Origin of the sequence: Bradyrhizobium sp. LLZ17, from assembly GCF_041200145.1 — a bacterium.
Taxonomy (GTDB): domain Bacteria; phylum Pseudomonadota; class Alphaproteobacteria; order Rhizobiales; family Xanthobacteraceae; genus Bradyrhizobium.
Map to the genome: position 1 here is coordinate 6,799,257 of NZ_CP165734.1, position 16,078 is coordinate 6,815,334.

14 protein-coding genes and 1 pseudogene are annotated in these 16,078 nt (G+C 64.6%); 4 read left to right on the plus strand and 11 right to left on the minus strand.

The window, feature by feature from the left end:
• Positions 1-13 precede the first annotated feature (13 nt).
• Positions 14-754 carry a response regulator gene (locus AB8Z38_RS32635; RefSeq protein WP_369721689.1) on the minus strand — a complete coding sequence of 247 codons (741 nt, stop codon included), beginning with the start codon at positions 752-754 and terminating at the stop codon, positions 14-16.
• A 180-nt stretch (positions 755-934) separates the two neighbouring features.
• On the opposite strand from AB8Z38_RS32635, the gene AB8Z38_RS32640 reads away from it, so the two are divergent.
• The gene (locus AB8Z38_RS32640; RefSeq protein WP_369721690.1) at positions 935-1,522 is read left to right on the plus strand and encodes a hypothetical protein; all 588 of its coding nucleotides are present in this window, start codon (positions 935-937) and stop codon (positions 1,520-1,522) included.
• Between the two features lie 234 nt (positions 1,523-1,756).
• Complete coding sequence (locus tag AB8Z38_RS32645) at positions 1,757-2,305, plus strand: PRC-barrel domain-containing protein (protein WP_369721691.1); 549 nt, start codon at positions 1,757-1,759, stop codon at positions 2,303-2,305.
• Positions 2,306-2,389: 84 nt separating this feature from the next.
• Here the strand turns inward: AB8Z38_RS32645 and AB8Z38_RS32650 are convergent, their stop codons facing one another.
• The 8 genes and pseudogenes from AB8Z38_RS32650 to AB8Z38_RS32685 form a co-directional block, all read right to left on the minus strand.
• On the minus strand, positions 2,390-3,598 hold the full coding sequence (locus AB8Z38_RS32650) for an ABC transporter substrate-binding protein (protein ID WP_369721692.1): 1,209 nt from the start codon (positions 3,596-3,598) through the stop codon (positions 2,390-2,392).
• A gap of 153 nt (positions 3,599-3,751) precedes the next feature.
• Positions 3,752-4,582 carry an ABC transporter permease gene (locus AB8Z38_RS32655; protein WP_369721693.1) on the minus strand — a complete coding sequence of 277 codons (831 nt, stop codon included), beginning with the start codon at positions 4,580-4,582 and terminating at the stop codon, positions 3,752-3,754.
• Complete coding sequence (locus tag AB8Z38_RS32660) at positions 4,579-5,841, minus strand: ABC transporter permease (protein ID WP_369721694.1); 1,263 nt, start codon at positions 5,839-5,841, stop codon at positions 4,579-4,581. Before AB8Z38_RS32660 ends, AB8Z38_RS32655 begins: the two co-directional genes overlap by 4 nt.
• A gap of 251 nt (positions 5,842-6,092) precedes the next feature.
• Positions 6,093-7,151 (minus strand): ABC transporter substrate-binding protein, encoded by a 1,059-nt coding sequence (locus AB8Z38_RS32665; protein WP_369721695.1) that lies wholly within the window; start codon positions 7,149-7,151, stop codon positions 6,093-6,095.
• 66 nt (positions 7,152-7,217) lie between these two features.
• Entirely contained in the window at positions 7,218-8,357 is a 1,140-nt protein-coding gene (locus AB8Z38_RS32670; RefSeq protein ID WP_369721696.1) for an ABC transporter ATP-binding protein, read from the minus strand.
• Positions 8,358-8,476: 119 nt separating this feature from the next.
• Positions 8,477-10,045: a DUF4403 family protein gene (locus AB8Z38_RS32675; RefSeq protein WP_369721697.1), complete on the minus strand. Its 1,569-nt coding sequence runs from the start codon at positions 10,043-10,045 to the stop codon at positions 8,477-8,479.
• Positions 10,046-10,184: 139 nt separating this feature from the next.
• Positions 10,185-10,822, minus strand: a pseudogene (locus AB8Z38_RS32680) (PQQ-binding-like beta-propeller repeat protein).
• 27 nt (positions 10,823-10,849) lie between these two features.
• Positions 10,850-12,070 (minus strand): helix-turn-helix domain-containing protein, encoded by a 1,221-nt coding sequence (locus AB8Z38_RS32685; RefSeq protein WP_369721698.1) that lies wholly within the window; start codon positions 12,068-12,070, stop codon positions 10,850-10,852.
• A gap of 144 nt (positions 12,071-12,214) precedes the next feature.
• Between AB8Z38_RS32685 and AB8Z38_RS32690 the strand changes: the two genes are divergently transcribed.
• Positions 12,215-13,006, plus strand: coding sequence for a DUF899 domain-containing protein (locus tag AB8Z38_RS32690; protein WP_369721699.1), 792 nt, complete (start codon positions 12,215-12,217; stop codon positions 13,004-13,006).
• Positions 13,007-13,437: 431 nt separating this feature from the next.
• Here AB8Z38_RS32690 and AB8Z38_RS32695 read toward each other — a convergent pair whose 3' ends face one another.
• Positions 13,438-13,776 carry a GIY-YIG nuclease family protein gene (locus AB8Z38_RS32695; protein ID WP_369721700.1) on the minus strand — a complete coding sequence of 113 codons (339 nt, stop codon included), beginning with the start codon at positions 13,774-13,776 and terminating at the stop codon, positions 13,438-13,440.
• Between the two features lie 241 nt (positions 13,777-14,017).
• A complete protein-coding gene (locus AB8Z38_RS32700; protein WP_369721701.1) occupies positions 14,018-14,719 on the minus strand; it encodes a L,D-transpeptidase in 702 nt (233 codons plus the stop codon).
• Between the two features lie 275 nt (positions 14,720-14,994).
• Between AB8Z38_RS32700 and AB8Z38_RS32705 the strand changes: the two genes are divergently transcribed.
• Positions 14,995-16,047 (plus strand): glycosyltransferase family 4 protein, encoded by a 1,053-nt coding sequence (locus AB8Z38_RS32705; RefSeq protein ID WP_369721702.1) that lies wholly within the window; start codon positions 14,995-14,997, stop codon positions 16,045-16,047.
• Positions 16,048-16,078: the final 31 nt, after the last annotated feature.

Here is a 16,078-nt window from a genome sequence, read left to right on the forward strand (position 1 = left end):
CGCGCAAGCCTCGTCAGCTGCTCAGGGCCGCCGCGACCGCTTCCGTTCTGGGTGTGAACAAATAGCCGCCGGAGCGCACTGTCTTGATCATGGACGGATCCTGCGGATTGGGCTCGATCTTGCGGCGGATGCGGCTGACCAGCACGTCGATGGAGCGTTCGAACGAGCCGGTGTTGCGGCCCTGCGTGAGGTCGAGCAGGCTGTCGCGCGACAGCACGCGGCCGGGCCGTTCGCAGAACGTCCTGAGCAGATCGAATTCGGCGCTGGTCACCGCGACCCGCGCGCCTTGCGGATTGCGCAGCTCGCGCAGCCGCAGGTCGATGCGCCAGCCCTCGAAGGCCAGCGTGGCGGCGCCTTCGATCGCGCTTGCGGCTTGCGCCGAGGCCTGGCGGCGCAGCACCGCGTTGATACGGGCGAGCAGCTCGCGCGGGTTGAATGGCTTCGGCAGATAATCGTCCGCGCCCATCTCGAGGCCGACGATGCGGTCGACGTCCTCGCCGCGCGCGGTCAGCATGATGATCGGCGTTTGCGCCCCCGAGCGCACCTTGCGGCACAAGCTGAGCCCATCTTCGCCGGGCAGCATCACGTCAAGGATGATGAGATCGACGCGGTGATCGGCGATGGCGCGCGACATCTCGCGGCCGTCGCTCACTGCGGTAACGTTGCAGGAATTGTTGCGCAGGTACTTCGCAATCAAGGTTCGGGTTTCGCGATCGTCTTCGACGACCAGAATGTTGGGGGAGGAAATGGCCATGAGCTTTGTTTGTCCAAGATTCGGGCCAAAAGGCGAAGATTTTTGTTTCGGATTGTTGCTGGACCTCGGCCCGCAACACCCCGCAAATAGTGCGAAGTGGGACGGCAAGGTCTCGTTAAGGCCGTTAACCATAGCGTTGCGTGGTCCGCTACGAAACCCCGCATAACCCACGGAGCCATCATGACCTCGATATCGGCGGCCTCCGCCAGCAGCTACCAGTCGCCACTGCAAAAATTGCAGCAGGAGCTGCAATCCGAAGTTTCCGCCGGCACGGTCTCCTCCTCGGACCAGTCCGCGCTCTCGACGGCCCTGACCGACATCGACACGGCGCTCCAGCAGAGCCGCTCCAGCGATCAGTCGAGCGGCACCAAATCGTCCAGGCACGATGTGAAGTCGAAGATCGACGACCTCATCGCCAATGAGGTGTCGAACGGGACCCTGACCTCCGACCAGGCCACCGAGCTGAAGGGCGTGTTTCAGTCGGCGTTCGCCAAAGGTCCAGGCGGCGCCGGCGGCCCCGGTGGTGCGGGCGGCCCGCCGCCCGGTCCGCCGCCGTCGGACGACAGCTCGTCTTCGGATTCGTCGTCCGCGGATTCGACGGGCAGCAGCTCGACCGATTCCACCACGGCCAAGATCATCGAGCAGTTCCTCCAGGCACTGCAGCAGTCGCAGTCCTCGTCAAGTTCGTCTTACGGCGCGAATGGCAGCGCAGCGAGCGCGTCGAGCAGCTCGGATTTTTCAGCGCTCTTGATCGACTACAAGAGCTGACCTGGGCGAAGCAGGTCCGCACGTCCTTCGCCGCGATGATGCGTCGCCCAGGGTGCATCATCGTCGGCGAGGAACCGTGCAGGGCGAACGTTCCTGCGAGACAACGTTTCGCAGCCGACTGGAACTCTCGTTGCAATGCAGCGCCATCATCGCGCGACGAAATTGCCGCAGCTTCGGAACTGCATCTGATCGGGGCCGTTCTCTCCGCACAAGGTTTCTGAAGGAGAGGACAACATGTTGATGAAATCGATCGCTGCCGGTCTCGCCGGCACAGCGCTGCTTGCGACCGTCGCGTTTGCACAAAACCCGTCCGCCACCACCGACAAGTCCGCCGCGAACAACGCGACGACGACCACCACCTCCGCCTCGGGCGACTGGCGTGCGTCGAAAATGGCCGGGTTGAAGGTCTACAATGACGCCAACGAAAACATCGGCTCGATCAACGATCTCTTGATGGACAAGAGCGGTAGCATCAAGATCGCCGTGATCGGCGTCGGCGGCTTCCTCGGCATGGGCGAGCACCTGGTCGCTATTCCCTATGACAAGCTGAAATTCGTCAACCAGGCGGTGGCCTATAACGGCACCGGCGCCAACAACAATGCTGCCACCAACACGGCTGCCAACCGGCCCGCTTCCACCACCACGACCACGGGTGCTGCGACCGGCACCGACAAGACCGCGACCACGACGACGTCCTCGTCGAAATGGTATCCGGACCACGCCGTGTTCAATGCGAGCAAGGACGAGCTGAAGAAAATGCCGGAGTTCAAGTACTCGGAGTAATGCGGGTCACGTGACGGCATAAGCGAAGCGCGCCCGGTTTTCACCGGGCGCGCTGTCGTGTTCTTTTTCCGCTGTCAGCAGGCTTTACTTCACCAGCGGGCAGCCGCCCTTGTCGAGCGGGCGGAAGGCTTCGTCGCCGGGGACGGTGGCGATCAGCTTGTAGAGATCCCACTCGCCTTTGGACTCTTCCGGCTTCTTCACCTCATACAGCGACATGTCGTGGACCATGCGGCCGTCGATGCGGATCTTGCCGTTCTTGGCGAAGAAGTCGTTGATCGGCGTGGCGCGCATCTGCTCCATCACCTTCGGTGCCTCGTCGGTCTTGATGGCGTCGATCGCCTTCAGATAATGCATGGTCGCCGAGTAGAGGCCGGCCTGGATCATGGTCGGCATGTGGCCGACCTTGTCGTTGAAGCGTTTCGAGAAGGCCCGCGTCTCGTCGTTCGTGTCCCAGTAAAACGCGTCGGTGATGATCAGGCCTTGCGTCGCCTTGACCCCGAGCGAGTGAACGTCGGTGATCTCCATCAGCAGAGCGATCATCTTCTGGCCGCCTTGGGTCAGGCCGAACTCCGCGGCCTGCTTCAAGGCATTGGTGGTGTCGCCGCCGGCGTTCGCCAGCGCGACGACTTTAGCCTTCGAAGCCTGCGCCTGAAGCAGGAAGGAGGAGAAGTCCGAGGAGTTGAGCGGGTGGCGGACCTCGCCGAGCACCTTGCCGCCGCTCTCCTTGACGACGTTGGCGGCGTCGCGCTGCAGCGCCTGGCCGAAGGCGTAGTCGGCCGTGATGAAGAACCAGGTGTCCTCGCCGCGCTTCACCATCGCCTTGCCGGCGACGTTCGACAGCGCATAGGTGTCGTAGGTCCAGTGCACGGTGTTGGGCGAGCAGGCCACGCCGGTGATATCGGAGGAGCCGCCGCCGGAATTGATGTTGATCTTGTTCTTCTCGCGCGTCAGGGCCGAGATCGGCAGCGCCACCGACGAGGTCGGTACGTCGAAGATCGCATCGACCTTCTCGTTGTCGTACCAGTTGCGGGCGATGTTGACGCCGACGTCGGGCTTGTTCTGGTGGTCGGCCGCGACCACCTGAACCGGCTTGCCGGCGACCTTGGCGCCGTAATCGGCGACCGCCATCTCCACTGCGGCAAGCGATCCCTTGCCGGTCGCATCGGCATAAAGGCTCGACATGTCCGTGAGCACGCCGATCTTGACGACATCGTCGGATATCTGCGCCTGCGCTGCGCCGCAGGATGCGGCCATGGCGAAGCTGGCCACAATTGCGGTCCATAGTTTGTGCATTGTTGTTCTCCCTTGGGATTGTTGTTTGGGATGTTGTTGCAAGGGCCCTCTAGCCGCAATCGTGGCTCGCCGCAACGTCAGGCGAGCGCAAGTGAGGGTGTTCCGCGACTAATCCCGCCACGAGGAATTCGCGGAGGCGGATCCCGCCGCCGCTCAGGCGCTGCTGCCCTTGAGCCGTTCGTTGCGGCGGCGCAAGCCTTCCAGGGTGGCGAGCAGGATGATCGAGACCGTCGTCAGAATCACCGCGGCTGCCGTGATGGTCGGGCTGATGTTCTCGCGGATGCCGCTGAACATTTCGCGCGGCAGGGTGCGCTGCTCGGGCCCTGCCATGAACAGCACGATCACCACCTCATCGAAACTGGTCGCGAAGGCGAACAGCGCGCCTGATGCGAGGCCAGGCAGGATCAGCGGCAGGATCACGCGGCGGAACGCGTAGAGCGGCGAGGCGCCAAGCGACGCGGCGGCGCGTGCCAGATTGGTGTCGAAGCTTTGCAGCGTTGCGCCGACGGTGATCACCACAAAGGGCGTCGCCAGCGCGGTGTGGGCCAGGATCAAGCCGAGATAGCTGCCGGTCAACCCGATCGGCGCGAAGAAGAAATAGAGACCGACCGCGGTGATGACGCCGGGCACGACGACCGGCGAGAGCACGAAAGCCAGCACCAGCGGCTTGAAGCGGCTCTTCCACTGCGCCAGCCCCAGCGCGGCCAAGGTGCCAAGTACCATGGACAGCAAGGTCGAGGCGACGCCGATGATCATGCTGTTCTTCAACGAATTCATCCAACGCGGCGAATTGATGAAGTCGTCGTACCAGCGCAGGGAGAGGCCTGGCAGCGGATAGGTAAGGTAGGAGCCCGAGCTGAAGGACAGCGGCATGATCGCCAGGATCGGCGCGATCAGGAAGATGAACACCAGCGTGGAGACAACGATGGTCGCGGTCCACGCGATGCGTTGGCTGGGCGTGCGGAGGGAGACATTATCGCTCAATTCTTCATTCCTCCCGTGACCTGCTGGCCCTGCACCAGCTTGCCGTAGACGAGAGCGAGCAGAATAGTGGCCAGCAGCAGCACAGCACCGAGCGCCGAAGCCAGGCCCCAGTTGGCGGTCTCGGTCGTGTAGAGCGCGATGAAGTAGCTGATCATCTGATCGGCGGCGCCGCCCACGAGTGCCGGTGTGATGTAATAGCCAAGCGCCAGGATGAAGACGAGCAGGCCTCCCGCGCCGATACCGGGCAAGGTTTGCGGCAGGTAGATCCGCAGGAAGGCGGTGAGCGGCGGCGCGCCCAGCGAGGCGGCGGCACGCATGTAAGCAGGGGAGATCGCCTTCATGCTGCTGTATAGCGGCAGGATCATGAATGGCAGGAGAACGTGGGTCATGGCCACGCAGACACCGAAGCGATTGTAGATCAGGCGCAGCGGCTCGTCGATGATGCCAAGCCAGTGCAGGCTGTCATTCACCACGCCGTTGCTCTGCAACAGCACGATCCAGGCGCAGGTGCGGACCAGAAGCGAGGTCCAGAACGGCAGCAGCACGAAGATCATCAGCAGGTTCGACCGGCCCGGCGGCAGCGTCGCCAGGAGATAGGCGACCGGGAAGCCGAGGATCAGGCAGAGTACCGTGACGCTGAGGCTGATGAGGAAGGTGCGGGCGAAAACGTCGCGGTAGATGGCCTGATCCGGCGGGGCTGCGATGATCGCGCCGTCCGCGTTTCGCGTCAGGTCGAGTGCCGCCAGAAGGTAGAAGCCGGTGACGGGACCGCCGGCGTCTTTGATCGTCGTCCAAGTGCTGCGCTCGTGCCAGGCCGGGTTGATCTTGCCCAGCGTTTCCTTGGCCCTGCCGAGCTCCGGCACCGCCTTCAGATTGCGCGCCGTGCTGGTCAGGATGGTGCGGAAGCCGTTCTGCGCGTAGTTGAGCCGCTTGGCCGCGATGGCAATGGTGCCGGAGGCGCGCGCCGTCAGGATGTCGCCTGCCAGCGCCGCGTAGGCCTTTTCGTCCGGCAGGTCCTTGCCATTCCAGCTGGCGAGAGCCGCTATTGTTTGCGGCAGAGCCTGACGCACCTCCCTGTCATCGACCGCGCGCCACAGCATGCCGGCGATCGGGCCTGCGAAGGTGAAGAGCAGAAACAGCAGAAGCGGCAGCACCAGCGCCAATGCCTTGACCTGGCGCGCTCGCTCCGCCCGCTTCAGGCGGAGCTTGAGCGGCATCTCGGCCTGGGCATCGGCGCCGGTTAAGGCGGCTGCCGTCATCGGGACCCCCATCGTGACCGGACATCTCTCGCGATTTTGGCTGTGGCAATGGCGTGTGGCCTTTCGGAGCGACCTGAGCAAGCGCCTCGTCCTTCGAGACGACCGCTTCGCGGTCTCCTCAGGATGAGGCTCTCCGAACTCGCCGCCGCACACTCCGTCCTCATCCTGAGGAGCCCGCCTAAGGCGGGCGTCTCGAAGGATGGCCGCGACGAAACTGCTGTCGATGTGCGCCGCACGCCGGTTCGGCCGCGCTATTTCGCGGCCCATTTGTTGAAGCGCTCGGTCAGGCGGTCGATGTTCTCGAGCCAGAAGGCCACGTTGATCTCGACCGCGTTCTTGATGTTGTCAGGCGCGGTCGGCAGATCCTTCAGGACGGCCGGCTGGATCAGGGCGGCGGCGTCCTTGTTCGAGGTGCCGTAGGCGATGTTCTCCGACAGCTTGGCCTGGTTCTCCGCCTTCCCTGCGAAGTCCAGGAATTTGTAGGCCGCGTCCTTGTTCGGGCTGCCCTTCAGGATGACCCAGCTGTCGAGCGTGAACAGCGCGCCGTCCCACACCATGCCGAAGTTCTTCTTCTCGTTCTTGTTCGCGGTGTCGATGCGGCCGTTGTAGACCGAGGTCATCGCCACCTCGCCGGAGGCGAGCAATTGCGGCGGCTGGGCGCCGGCCTTCCACCAGACGAGGTCGCCCTTGATGGTGTCGAGCTTCTTGAACGCGCGGTCGACGCCTTCGTCGGTCGCGAGCACCTTGTAGACGTCCTTCGGCGGGACGCCGTCGGCCATGAGGGCGATCTCGAGCGTGGTCTTCGGGCCCTGACGCAGGGCGCGCTTGCCCGGAATCTTCTTGGTGTCGAAGAAGTCCGCCCAGCCCTTGGGCGCGTCCTTCAGCTTATCCTTGTCGTAGCCGAGCACGAAATCATAGAGGATGGCGCCGACGCCGCAGGGGTTGACCGACGGCGGGATATAGGCGGCCTCGCCGCCGATCTTGGAATAATCCAGCTTTTCGAACAGGCCCTCCTCGCAGCCGACCGCCAGCTCGTCGCTTTCGACCTGGACGAGGTCCCAGGTGGCGGCGCCACCCTGCACCTTGGCGCGCAGCACGCCGACGCCGCCGTCCCAGGACTCATCGTTCATGGGCGTGCCGGTCGCCTTCTTGAACGGCTCGAAATAGACCTTCTTCTGCGCATCCTGATAGGCGCCACCCCACGACACGACTGTGAGATCACGCGCCTGCGCGGCTGTCGCCAGCGCGGCGCTGGCAGTGAGCGCTGCGGCGAAACCCAGGGCAATCTTGCCAATCTTGTGCTTCAGCATGGTCCTTGTTCCTTCTTCATATGCATTGCGTTGAGGTTGGTCGATGCAGGTTCGCTTGCGTTGAGATCAGACGGGATCGAGGGCCAGGCAGTCCTCGGGGCGGAAGGTGATGAACACGTTTTCGCCAGGTGTCAGGCGTCCAGGTGTTACGCTTCCAGGTCTCAGGCCGTCATGTGCGTCGGGCTGAAGCTTGACCATGAACTCCCCGTTGCCGGCGACGTCGAGCACCGCCAGCGCGTGGTCACCGAGATAGATGGTGTTCTGCACCCTGGCGGGCAGACGGTTCGGTCCCTCGCTGGAGGTGCCGTCCAGGACAATCGAGATCCGCTCCGGCCGCACCGACAGGGAAGTCGATGCGCCCGCGCCTGATACGTTGACCGCCCGCGCGGTCACGATGCCGCCAGCAGCGAGCGCGACGCGGCAATAATCCTTGTCGACCGTCTCGACGGTGCCGGCCAGCACATTATTCTCGCCGATGAAATGAGCGACGAAGCTGTTGACCGGATGCTCATACAGCGCGTCGGGCCGGTCGATCTGCTGCACGATGCCGTCGTTGAACACGGCGATGCGGTCCGACATGGTGAGGGCTTCGCTCTGATCGTGGGTGACGTAGACGACGGTGATGCCCATGGTCTCGTGCAGTTGCTTGATCTCCAGTTGCATCTGCTCCCGCAGGCGCTTGTCCAGCGCGCCCAGGGGCTCGTCCATCAGCACGAGCTGCGGGTTGAAAACCAGCGCGCGGGCCAGAGCCACACGTTGCTGCTGGCCGCCGGACAGCTGCCCGGGCCGCCGCTGTGCCATGGTTTCCATCTTGATCATGCGCAACGCCGCGTTGACGCGCTCCTGCGCTTCCGCCTTGTTGACGTTGCGAACGGAGAGCGGGAAGGCGATATTCTCCGCGATCGTCAGATGCGGAAACAACGCGTAGTTCTGGAACACCATGCCGATGTCACGCTTGTGCGGCGGCATGTTCTTGATCGACCGGTCAGCGAGGTAGATCTCGCCATGGGTCGGAACCTCGAAACCAGCCAGCATCATCAGCGTCGTCGTCTTGCCCGAGCCCGACGGGCCGAGCAGGGTGATGAACTCGCCCTTCCTGATGTCGAGATCGAGGTTCTTCACCACGAGGTGCTCGCCATCGTAGGTCTTCTGAATGCCGGAAAAGCGCACCAGCGCCGGCGCAGGCGTAACCATGCCGGCTTCCATGTCGTCCTCGCGTCGTCAGCCACATTGCTGTCAGTCACCTCGTCCGAGGCTGGGACAGCTTAGCATCCTCCAATGAGAATGCCAGCGGCGCAAGCGCGCGCCCCGCGAGTGAAACCGCGCTACATTCCCGACAGCTTCGTCACGTACACATTCAGCGAACCGCCGGCTTGGGCGACGATGCGCAGCGTCTTGGAATCGAAGGCGATGTCGGCGAGCGTCAGGCTGTCGATCCTGGCCTCGACCTTGAGGCCGTCCTCGCTCTTCTGGTAGTCGGCGATCGCGGCCGCGATCTTCTCGCGGGCATTGGCAGCGATCGGCTTCAGGTCGAGTGACGCCTTCTGCGCCAGCGCCTGCTGCATCTGAGGCACCACTGCGCGCGCAGCAGCCCCCAGCAAGCCGAAGGCCGCTTCGGACTCCACCGCGAGCTGGACGTCGGCAAGCCGCAGCGTCTGCTGCGCCTGGTCCAGCATCGGCCGCCCCCAGATGTGCACGGTCGCCTCGGCGCCGAGGCCGAGCCAGCTCTTCTTCTCCTTGGCGCGCACCAGGAGCGAGATCAGCAGCCGCTCGCCCGATGGGACCACGTTGACGCTTTTCACGGTGACGTCGACCGGGCCGGAGCCGTCCTCGGGATAGGTGTGGCCGACCATTTGCGCTGCGATCAGCTTGTTGATCTCGGTGAAGGGCACGTCGATGGGGACGCCGATGTTCACGCCGCTGCCGGTCGGCGGCACGATCGAGATCTTGTCCGGGAACGGGCAGTCCGGCTTGGTCGGCGTCGTCGTGACGCGCGTCTCAGCCTCCAGACCGAGCAGCAGCGTCACGGCCTGTGCGTCGACGCGCGGCTGCGCCGCGATCGCCCGCACTGGCTTCATCTCCAGCCAGAGCGGCGGCAGCGCGGTCGAGGAGCCGGTGCCTTGCAACGGGATCGAGCGGCAGGCCTTGGCCCATTGCGTCTTCGCGTTGTCGCCCAGACTCGGGTCGTTGCGAATGCGCTCGGAGACCACGTTGAGCTGCTCGCCGACCGTCTTGTCGATCAGCGGCTTCACCTGTGCCGGCACGTTGACCTTGGCGCCCGCAACCGACAGATCGGTGTTGCCGAGATTGACTTGGGCGCCGAGATTGGGCTCGAGATGCCAGTTGGCGGCAAGCTTCGGGCGCGAGGTGACGACCACGTTGCCCTTGATCTCGGCGCTGGCATTCAGGTTCTTGATATTGACCGCGCCAATTTGTTTGGCGGCATTGCCGCCGACCACGCTGCCCAGCGCCTCGCCGAGCGCGCCAGTGGCTTTCGACGACAGCGAGCCGGTCACGTTCAGCTTCCCGGTCAGCGCGGTCGACAGCGTGAGCACGTCCTTGTCGCCGGTGGCCGACATCGGCCCGCGGACGGCGCTCCAGCCGATATCGGCGTTTTGCAGGATCTGCGAGATCGGGTTCTCGGCCTTGCCCGCGAAATTGCGCGGCGAGGCCCTCTCGGCCTGATCCCGGATCGCCGACAGCGCGATCGCGACCGGCGCCACCACGATCGAGCTCTTGGAGACGGGCGGCAGCGGCGGCAATTGCGCAATCGCCGGTGCCGAATTGGTCGCGCGCGGCGACAGCCAATCCATCGCCTTCAGGCTGATGAAAAACGACGTCGCGACCACCACGACCGCGATCAGGACAGTTTTGAAATTCAACGTCAGACGCATCAATCCCCCAAGCCGCCCGGTGGGGATTTTACAGGGCGGGCGAGGAAGGCGCTAGAGCGCACCGATGGGGTGGAATTGGGGCGAACGGGTTAACGGCTGCGGCCGTGCTGTTTCTCTGTATTCAGCCCGTCATCGCGCCCTAGCTGCGCCTGGGACGGCGCACCGCTCTCACAGTGCCGCGGTCGCCGCCGCCGCAGAACAAGCGATCGCCGCCATCGGACTCCAACCCTGAAACCATCGTCCCGGCAGGCAGATCGAGCTGCTCCAGCACTTTTCCCGTTTCGGGATCGATCCGCCGCACGTCGCTGTCGTCGCCTTCCCAGGTGCCATGCCAGAGCTCACCGTCGACCCAAGTGACCCCGGTGACGAAGCGCTTGGTTTCAATGGTGCGAAGAACCGTCCCCGTGTCCGGATCGATCTGATGGATCTTGCGCTCGCGGTATTGCCCGACCCACAGCGAGCCTTCGGCCCAGGCCAATCCGGATCCCCGCCGCCACCGGGCGCAGGGATGGTGGTGAGCAGTTTTCCGGTCGCAGCGTCGATCTTCTGGATGCGATCCTCGGCGATTTGGAACAGGTGCCGGCCGTCGAACGCCGTTCCCGCATGTGCGGCGACATCGATCGAGCGCGCGATCTTGCCGTCGGCCGGATCGACCGCATTCAATCTGTCACCCGATGCGAACCAGACATGCGTGCCGTCATAGGTGACGCCATGCACATGCTCGACGCCGGTGAACGGTCCGTACTCGCGGATGATTTCGGCGGCTGAGCGTTTCATCGCGTGATCCCTGTGAATTGATCGATCCTATGTCTTCAGGAGCGGTCCAGGGAGTAACAAGCCTGTCGGGAAACCCGGGACCGGCGGGGTCATCCAGCGGCGCGCCCGCCCGCGTCCGAACGACTGCACCTTGCCTGATCCTGCGAGCTGCTCCAGCGCGCGTTGCACGGTGCGTGGGCTCATGCCAAGCGCCAGCGCCAGCGCCGAGCTCGACCAGGGCTCGCCATCCGAGAGAAAGGCGAGCAAGGCCGCGTGCTTCTCCTCGACCGGCCGGGCCAGCACGATGACGTCGTGCGTCTTGCGCGGCGCCAGCACAAAACCCTGCTTCGTTGCGCTGATATCCGCCAAGGTCTTGAGCTCGGTGCGGAGCCGGCCGATCTCGACCCGCAACCGCGCGCGATGCGATTCATCGGCGTGCTTTGCCCGGAACGCGCCGGCGATCAGAGTTTCGCGCGAGACATCCGCAGGCCATGCCTGCGCCAGGAGACGGGCGAGCGCGAACAGCACCGGCCGTGTTCCGAGCGATACGATGCGGCCTTGCCTGCGCACGGCATGATGAAAGGTGTCCACGACCAGCGCCGTCGACGTCGCCAGCCTTTCGACCTCTCCCAGCAACAACGGGTGTTCGCTGCCGCGTGTGATCAGGCGCGCCGCCGGCGTGTCGAGGACGAGGTTCGCGCTCTCGACCTCGGCCACGAGCGCCGGGATGTTCGCTTGCCGGGCGGCGCTGGCCGCGCGGTCGAGCGCCGCGCGCGCATCTTTCGTTCTGACCCGCCTGATGGCGATGCCGGCGATCACGAGCTCGCGGACTACTTGCGATGCAGGCGGGAGGGAAGCGGGGCTGAGTTCGGCCAGCGTGCTCTCGGCTTCGTCGAGACGTCCCACAAGGAGAAGACGGCGCGCCTCGATGTGACCCGCATGGGCTGCATTGGCGAGATCGCCGTGCTTGTCCAGCGTCGCGCGCGCCGCGGTGAGCGTCTTCACCGGCCAGCTCAGGTCCCGTGACACGAGCGCGATCTCGGCCTCGGCCACTACGCAGCGTGCGCGCGCGACCGCCTCCCTTGGACCGAACGCACGTGCGGCGCTTCGCAGCAGTGCCTTGGCTTTCGGGAGGTCGCCGAGCTGCGCCATCGCGATGCCGCGCAACGCGAGCGAGGGCGCATCGATGCGCAGCGCCACGCGGTTCAACGCGCCGAGCGGATCGCCGGCTTCGAGCGCGCGCGCGGCGGCAGTGATCAGCGATTCCATGAAAATCCCGCCACACTTGTTACTCCCACCGCGCCATCGTCCGGTGCGAGAACTGGCTCACGAGCGACGACGTAGGACAGGAGGCGAGCGGATTTGCGCCGGTAAGGCGCAGGACCATCGCCCGAGCAAGAGGTTTGGAAAGCCATGACAACAGCCAATCAATCAGCCAAGAACGGACAGAACGCCGGACAGCCCGCCATGCAAACACCGCCTGTGGTGTCGCCGCAAGACTGGGAGGCAGCCCGTCAGCAACTGCTCGTGAAGGAGAAGGCGCATACCCGGGCCCGCGACGCCCTGGCCGCCGAGCGCCGGCGCATGCCCTGGATGGCAGTGGACAAAACTTATGCGTTCGAGGGGCCCGGCGGCAAGGTCAGTCTGCACGACCTGTTCCAGGGCCGGCGGCAGCTGATCGTCTACCGCGCCTTCTTCGAGCCGGGCGTGTTCGGCTGGCCCGATCATGCCTGCCGCGGCTGCTCGATGGTGGCCGACCAGGTCGCCCATGTTTCGCATCTGAATGCCCGCGACACCACGCTGGTGTTCGCCTCGCGCGCGCCGCAAGCCGATATCGCGCGGCTGAAGCAGCGGATGGGCTGGGAGATTCCGTGGGTCACCATCACGGACAGCTTTGACGCCGATTTCAGCGTGGATGAGTGGCACGGAACCAACGTGTTTTTCCGCGACGGCGACCGCATCTTCCGCACCTATTTCGTCAAGAGCCGCGGCGACGAGCAGATGGGCGGCACCTGGAACTATCTCGACATCACGCCGCTGGGCCGCCAGGAGGTCTGGGAGGATTCGCCGCAAGGCTATCCGCAGACACCGACCTATAAATGGTGGAACTGGCACGATAGCTACGAGGAAGGCGCTGCGCCCGATAAAAAGTGGGTCGAGGTGTCGACCGCTGGAGAGAAGGCATTCCGCGAGGCGGGCGCGTGAGCGAGGCCTGTTCTGTCGGCGGGAGCGCCGGACTCCTCGGTGAAGGCAGAAGCGGCGCGGCCGCTTCTCGCCTCGCTCGATGGCTCGGTCTTGCGGCCACGCCGACCTTCGCGGTTATGGCCCTGCTGACCGCCGTTCCCGGCGGCGGCTCGGCGGCTATGCTTTGCTCCGCCAGCCACGGCCTGTCGCTGGGCGGGATGGTACCGATGTATCTGCTGATGGCTGCGTTTCATGCAGCGGCGTGGCTGAGGTTGGTGTCGGAGCGAAAGCGCGCGGAGAGGTGTGAGGGGCTGTCGCCGGAGTGAACGCCTCGCCCTTCGAGACGACCGCTCCGCGGTCTCCCCAGGATGAGGCTAACTGGCATCTGCAGGGCTGGCAGAGGATTAGCGCGTGGCAGTTTAGCGGCAACCTGGCTTTTGCTCGCCCGAACCTCAGTCCTCATCCTGAGGGCCCGCCGAAGGCGGGCGTCGCGAAGGATGATGTGATCCGCGTTTCGCCAGCTCATGGAGGTCCGCGAAGTCACCGCGCATGAAGGCTTCCTTCTTGGCGCGGCTCCATTTCTTGAGCTTCCGCTCGCATTCGATCGCATCGGTGATGCGGTCGAACCATTGCGAGAAGTCCAGCGTCACGGGCCTGCGTGACTTTGTGTAGCCGCCGAACGTGCCGGCGTTGTGCTGCGCGATTCTGATCTCGAGCTCGGTGCGAGTCGTGCCGATGTAGTAACTGCCATCAGCACATTTGAGAATGTAGAGGTGCGCGCCTTCCGTCATCGTGCCCGCCTCGTCCTTCGAGACGCGCGCAAGAGCGCGCTCCTCAGGATGAGGCTAACTGGCATCCGTGACCTGGCGCAAGCGACGACTGGTGCTTGATCCGGCCGAGCCGCAAATTCAAATCCTCATCCTGAGGGCCCGCCGCAGGCGGGCGTCTCGAAGGATGTACCACGAGCGCCGACACCAAACGAAAATGGCCCCGAATTCATCGGGGCCGCTATCGTCACAATGTCCTGTCGCTTTACCGCATCGCGCTGCCAAGCTCCGCTCTCCGCTCGGTCATCGGCAGCACCACGACCTTGGTGCCGACGTTGACGCGGGAGTAGAGGTCGGAGACGTCGTCATTGGTGAGGCGGATGCAGCCGGAGGAGACGTGCTTGCCGATGGTGTCGGGGGCGTTGGTGCCGTGGATGCGGTAGACGGTGCCGCCGAGATACATGGCGCGCGCGCCGAGCGGGTTGCCCGGACCGCCGGCCATGTGGCGCGGCAGATAGGGCTGGCGCTGGATCATCTCCGGCGGCGGGGTCCAGTCCGGCCACTCGGCCTTCTTGGTCACAGACTGCGTACCGGACCAGGTGAAACCGTCGCGGCCGACGCCGATGCCGTAGCGCACGGCCTGGCCGTTACCGAGCACGTAATAGAGGTAGGTGTTGGGCGTATCGATGATGATGGTCCCCGGCGCCTCGCGCGTCGCGTACGCAACGGTCTGGCGGCGGAAGCGGGCCGGCGTCTCTACGGCGTCCTGATCCTCGGACGGCGCGGCCTGGTAGGGCGTTGCCTGATAAGGCTGAACCGGCGCGGTCATCTGCGGCAGCGGCTGGAAGAACGGGAAGAGCTGCACGGGCGCGGCTTTGGCCGGACCGGCGAATGCGATTGCGGTCACGGCCACTGCACTGACAGCAACGGCGCGCGAATAATTCTTCAACGTGTCCAGATTGAACATTGATCGCCCCTGTTTGCGCGGTGTTTCTTGGTCACCCCGGCACCGCTTGCGGTGCTCTGTTGCCTAAATCACTAACGGCAAAAGGTTTCGGGACGTTTGCGCGGAAAACCGAAAACGGTTTCATGGTGGCAAGGATTGTTTCATGACGGTTTCGTGGCCCGGCGAACCCGTTAACGAACAAAACAGCAGGCCGACACTTCTGTGACGTCACACGCCTGAAATATCCGTGGTTGATGGTCCTAAGCCGAGAATCATCAAACTCTCGGGATTTTCCCATGCGGGTATTAATCGCGACTGACGCCTGGCATCCGCAGGTCAACGGCGTGGTCCGGACGCTGACCTCGCTGGCTGCGGCCGCCAAGGCCCTCGACGTCGAGGTCGATTTCCTGACGCCCGATGGCTTCCGCTCATGGCCGCTACCGACCTATCCGGGCCTGCGCATCGCGCTGCCGAGCGGCAAGGAGATCGCGCGGCGGATCGAGAAGGCGGCGCCGGACGCGCTGCACATCGCGACCGAGGGACCGATCGGCTGGGCCGCGCGGGCCTATTGTCGTCGCAACAGGCTCGCCTTCACCACCTCCTATACGACGCGCTTTCCGGAATATGTCGCGGTGCGGACCGGCATTCCCGCCGCGGTCGGTTATGCCGTGCTGCGCCACTTCCACGATGCAGCCGCCATGACCATGGTGGCGACGCCCTCGCTGCGGCAGGAGCTCTCCGAGCGCGGCTTCAAGCGCCTCGGTTTCTGGACGCGCGGCGTCGACACCGAGCTGTTCCACCCAGACGCTCCGGCGCGGCTCGATCTGCCGCGGCCGATCTTCATGACCATGGGGCGCGTTGCAGTGGAGAAGAATCTGGAAGCGTTCCTCTCGCTCGATCTGCCCGGCACCAAGGTCGTTGTCGGCGACGGTCCGCAGAAGGCGGCGCTCGAAAAGAAATATCCGGGCGTTGTGTTTCTCGGCGAGAAGAAGGGCGCCGATCTCACTGCCCATCTCGCCGCCGCCGACGTGTTCGTGTTTCCGAGCCTGACCGACACGTTCGGCGTGGTGCAGCTCGAGGCGCTCGCCTGCGGCACGCCGGTCGCGGCGTTTCCCGTGACCGGGCCGAAGGATGTCATCGCCGATCATCCGATCGGCGCGATCGATCACGATTTGCGTGCCGCCTGCCTGCGTGCGCTGACCATGTCGCGCGAGACCTGCCGCAATTTCGCGCTGGAGCGCTCCTGGGAGAACAGCGCGCGCCAGTTCGTCGGCAATCTCACCTCACTTCAGCCCAGCCGTGCCTTGCGCGCCTCGCCGGTCATGGCGCGGCGTCCGGTGCGCGGCTGATTCCTTTGTTTTGAACCACAGCGAGAACCTC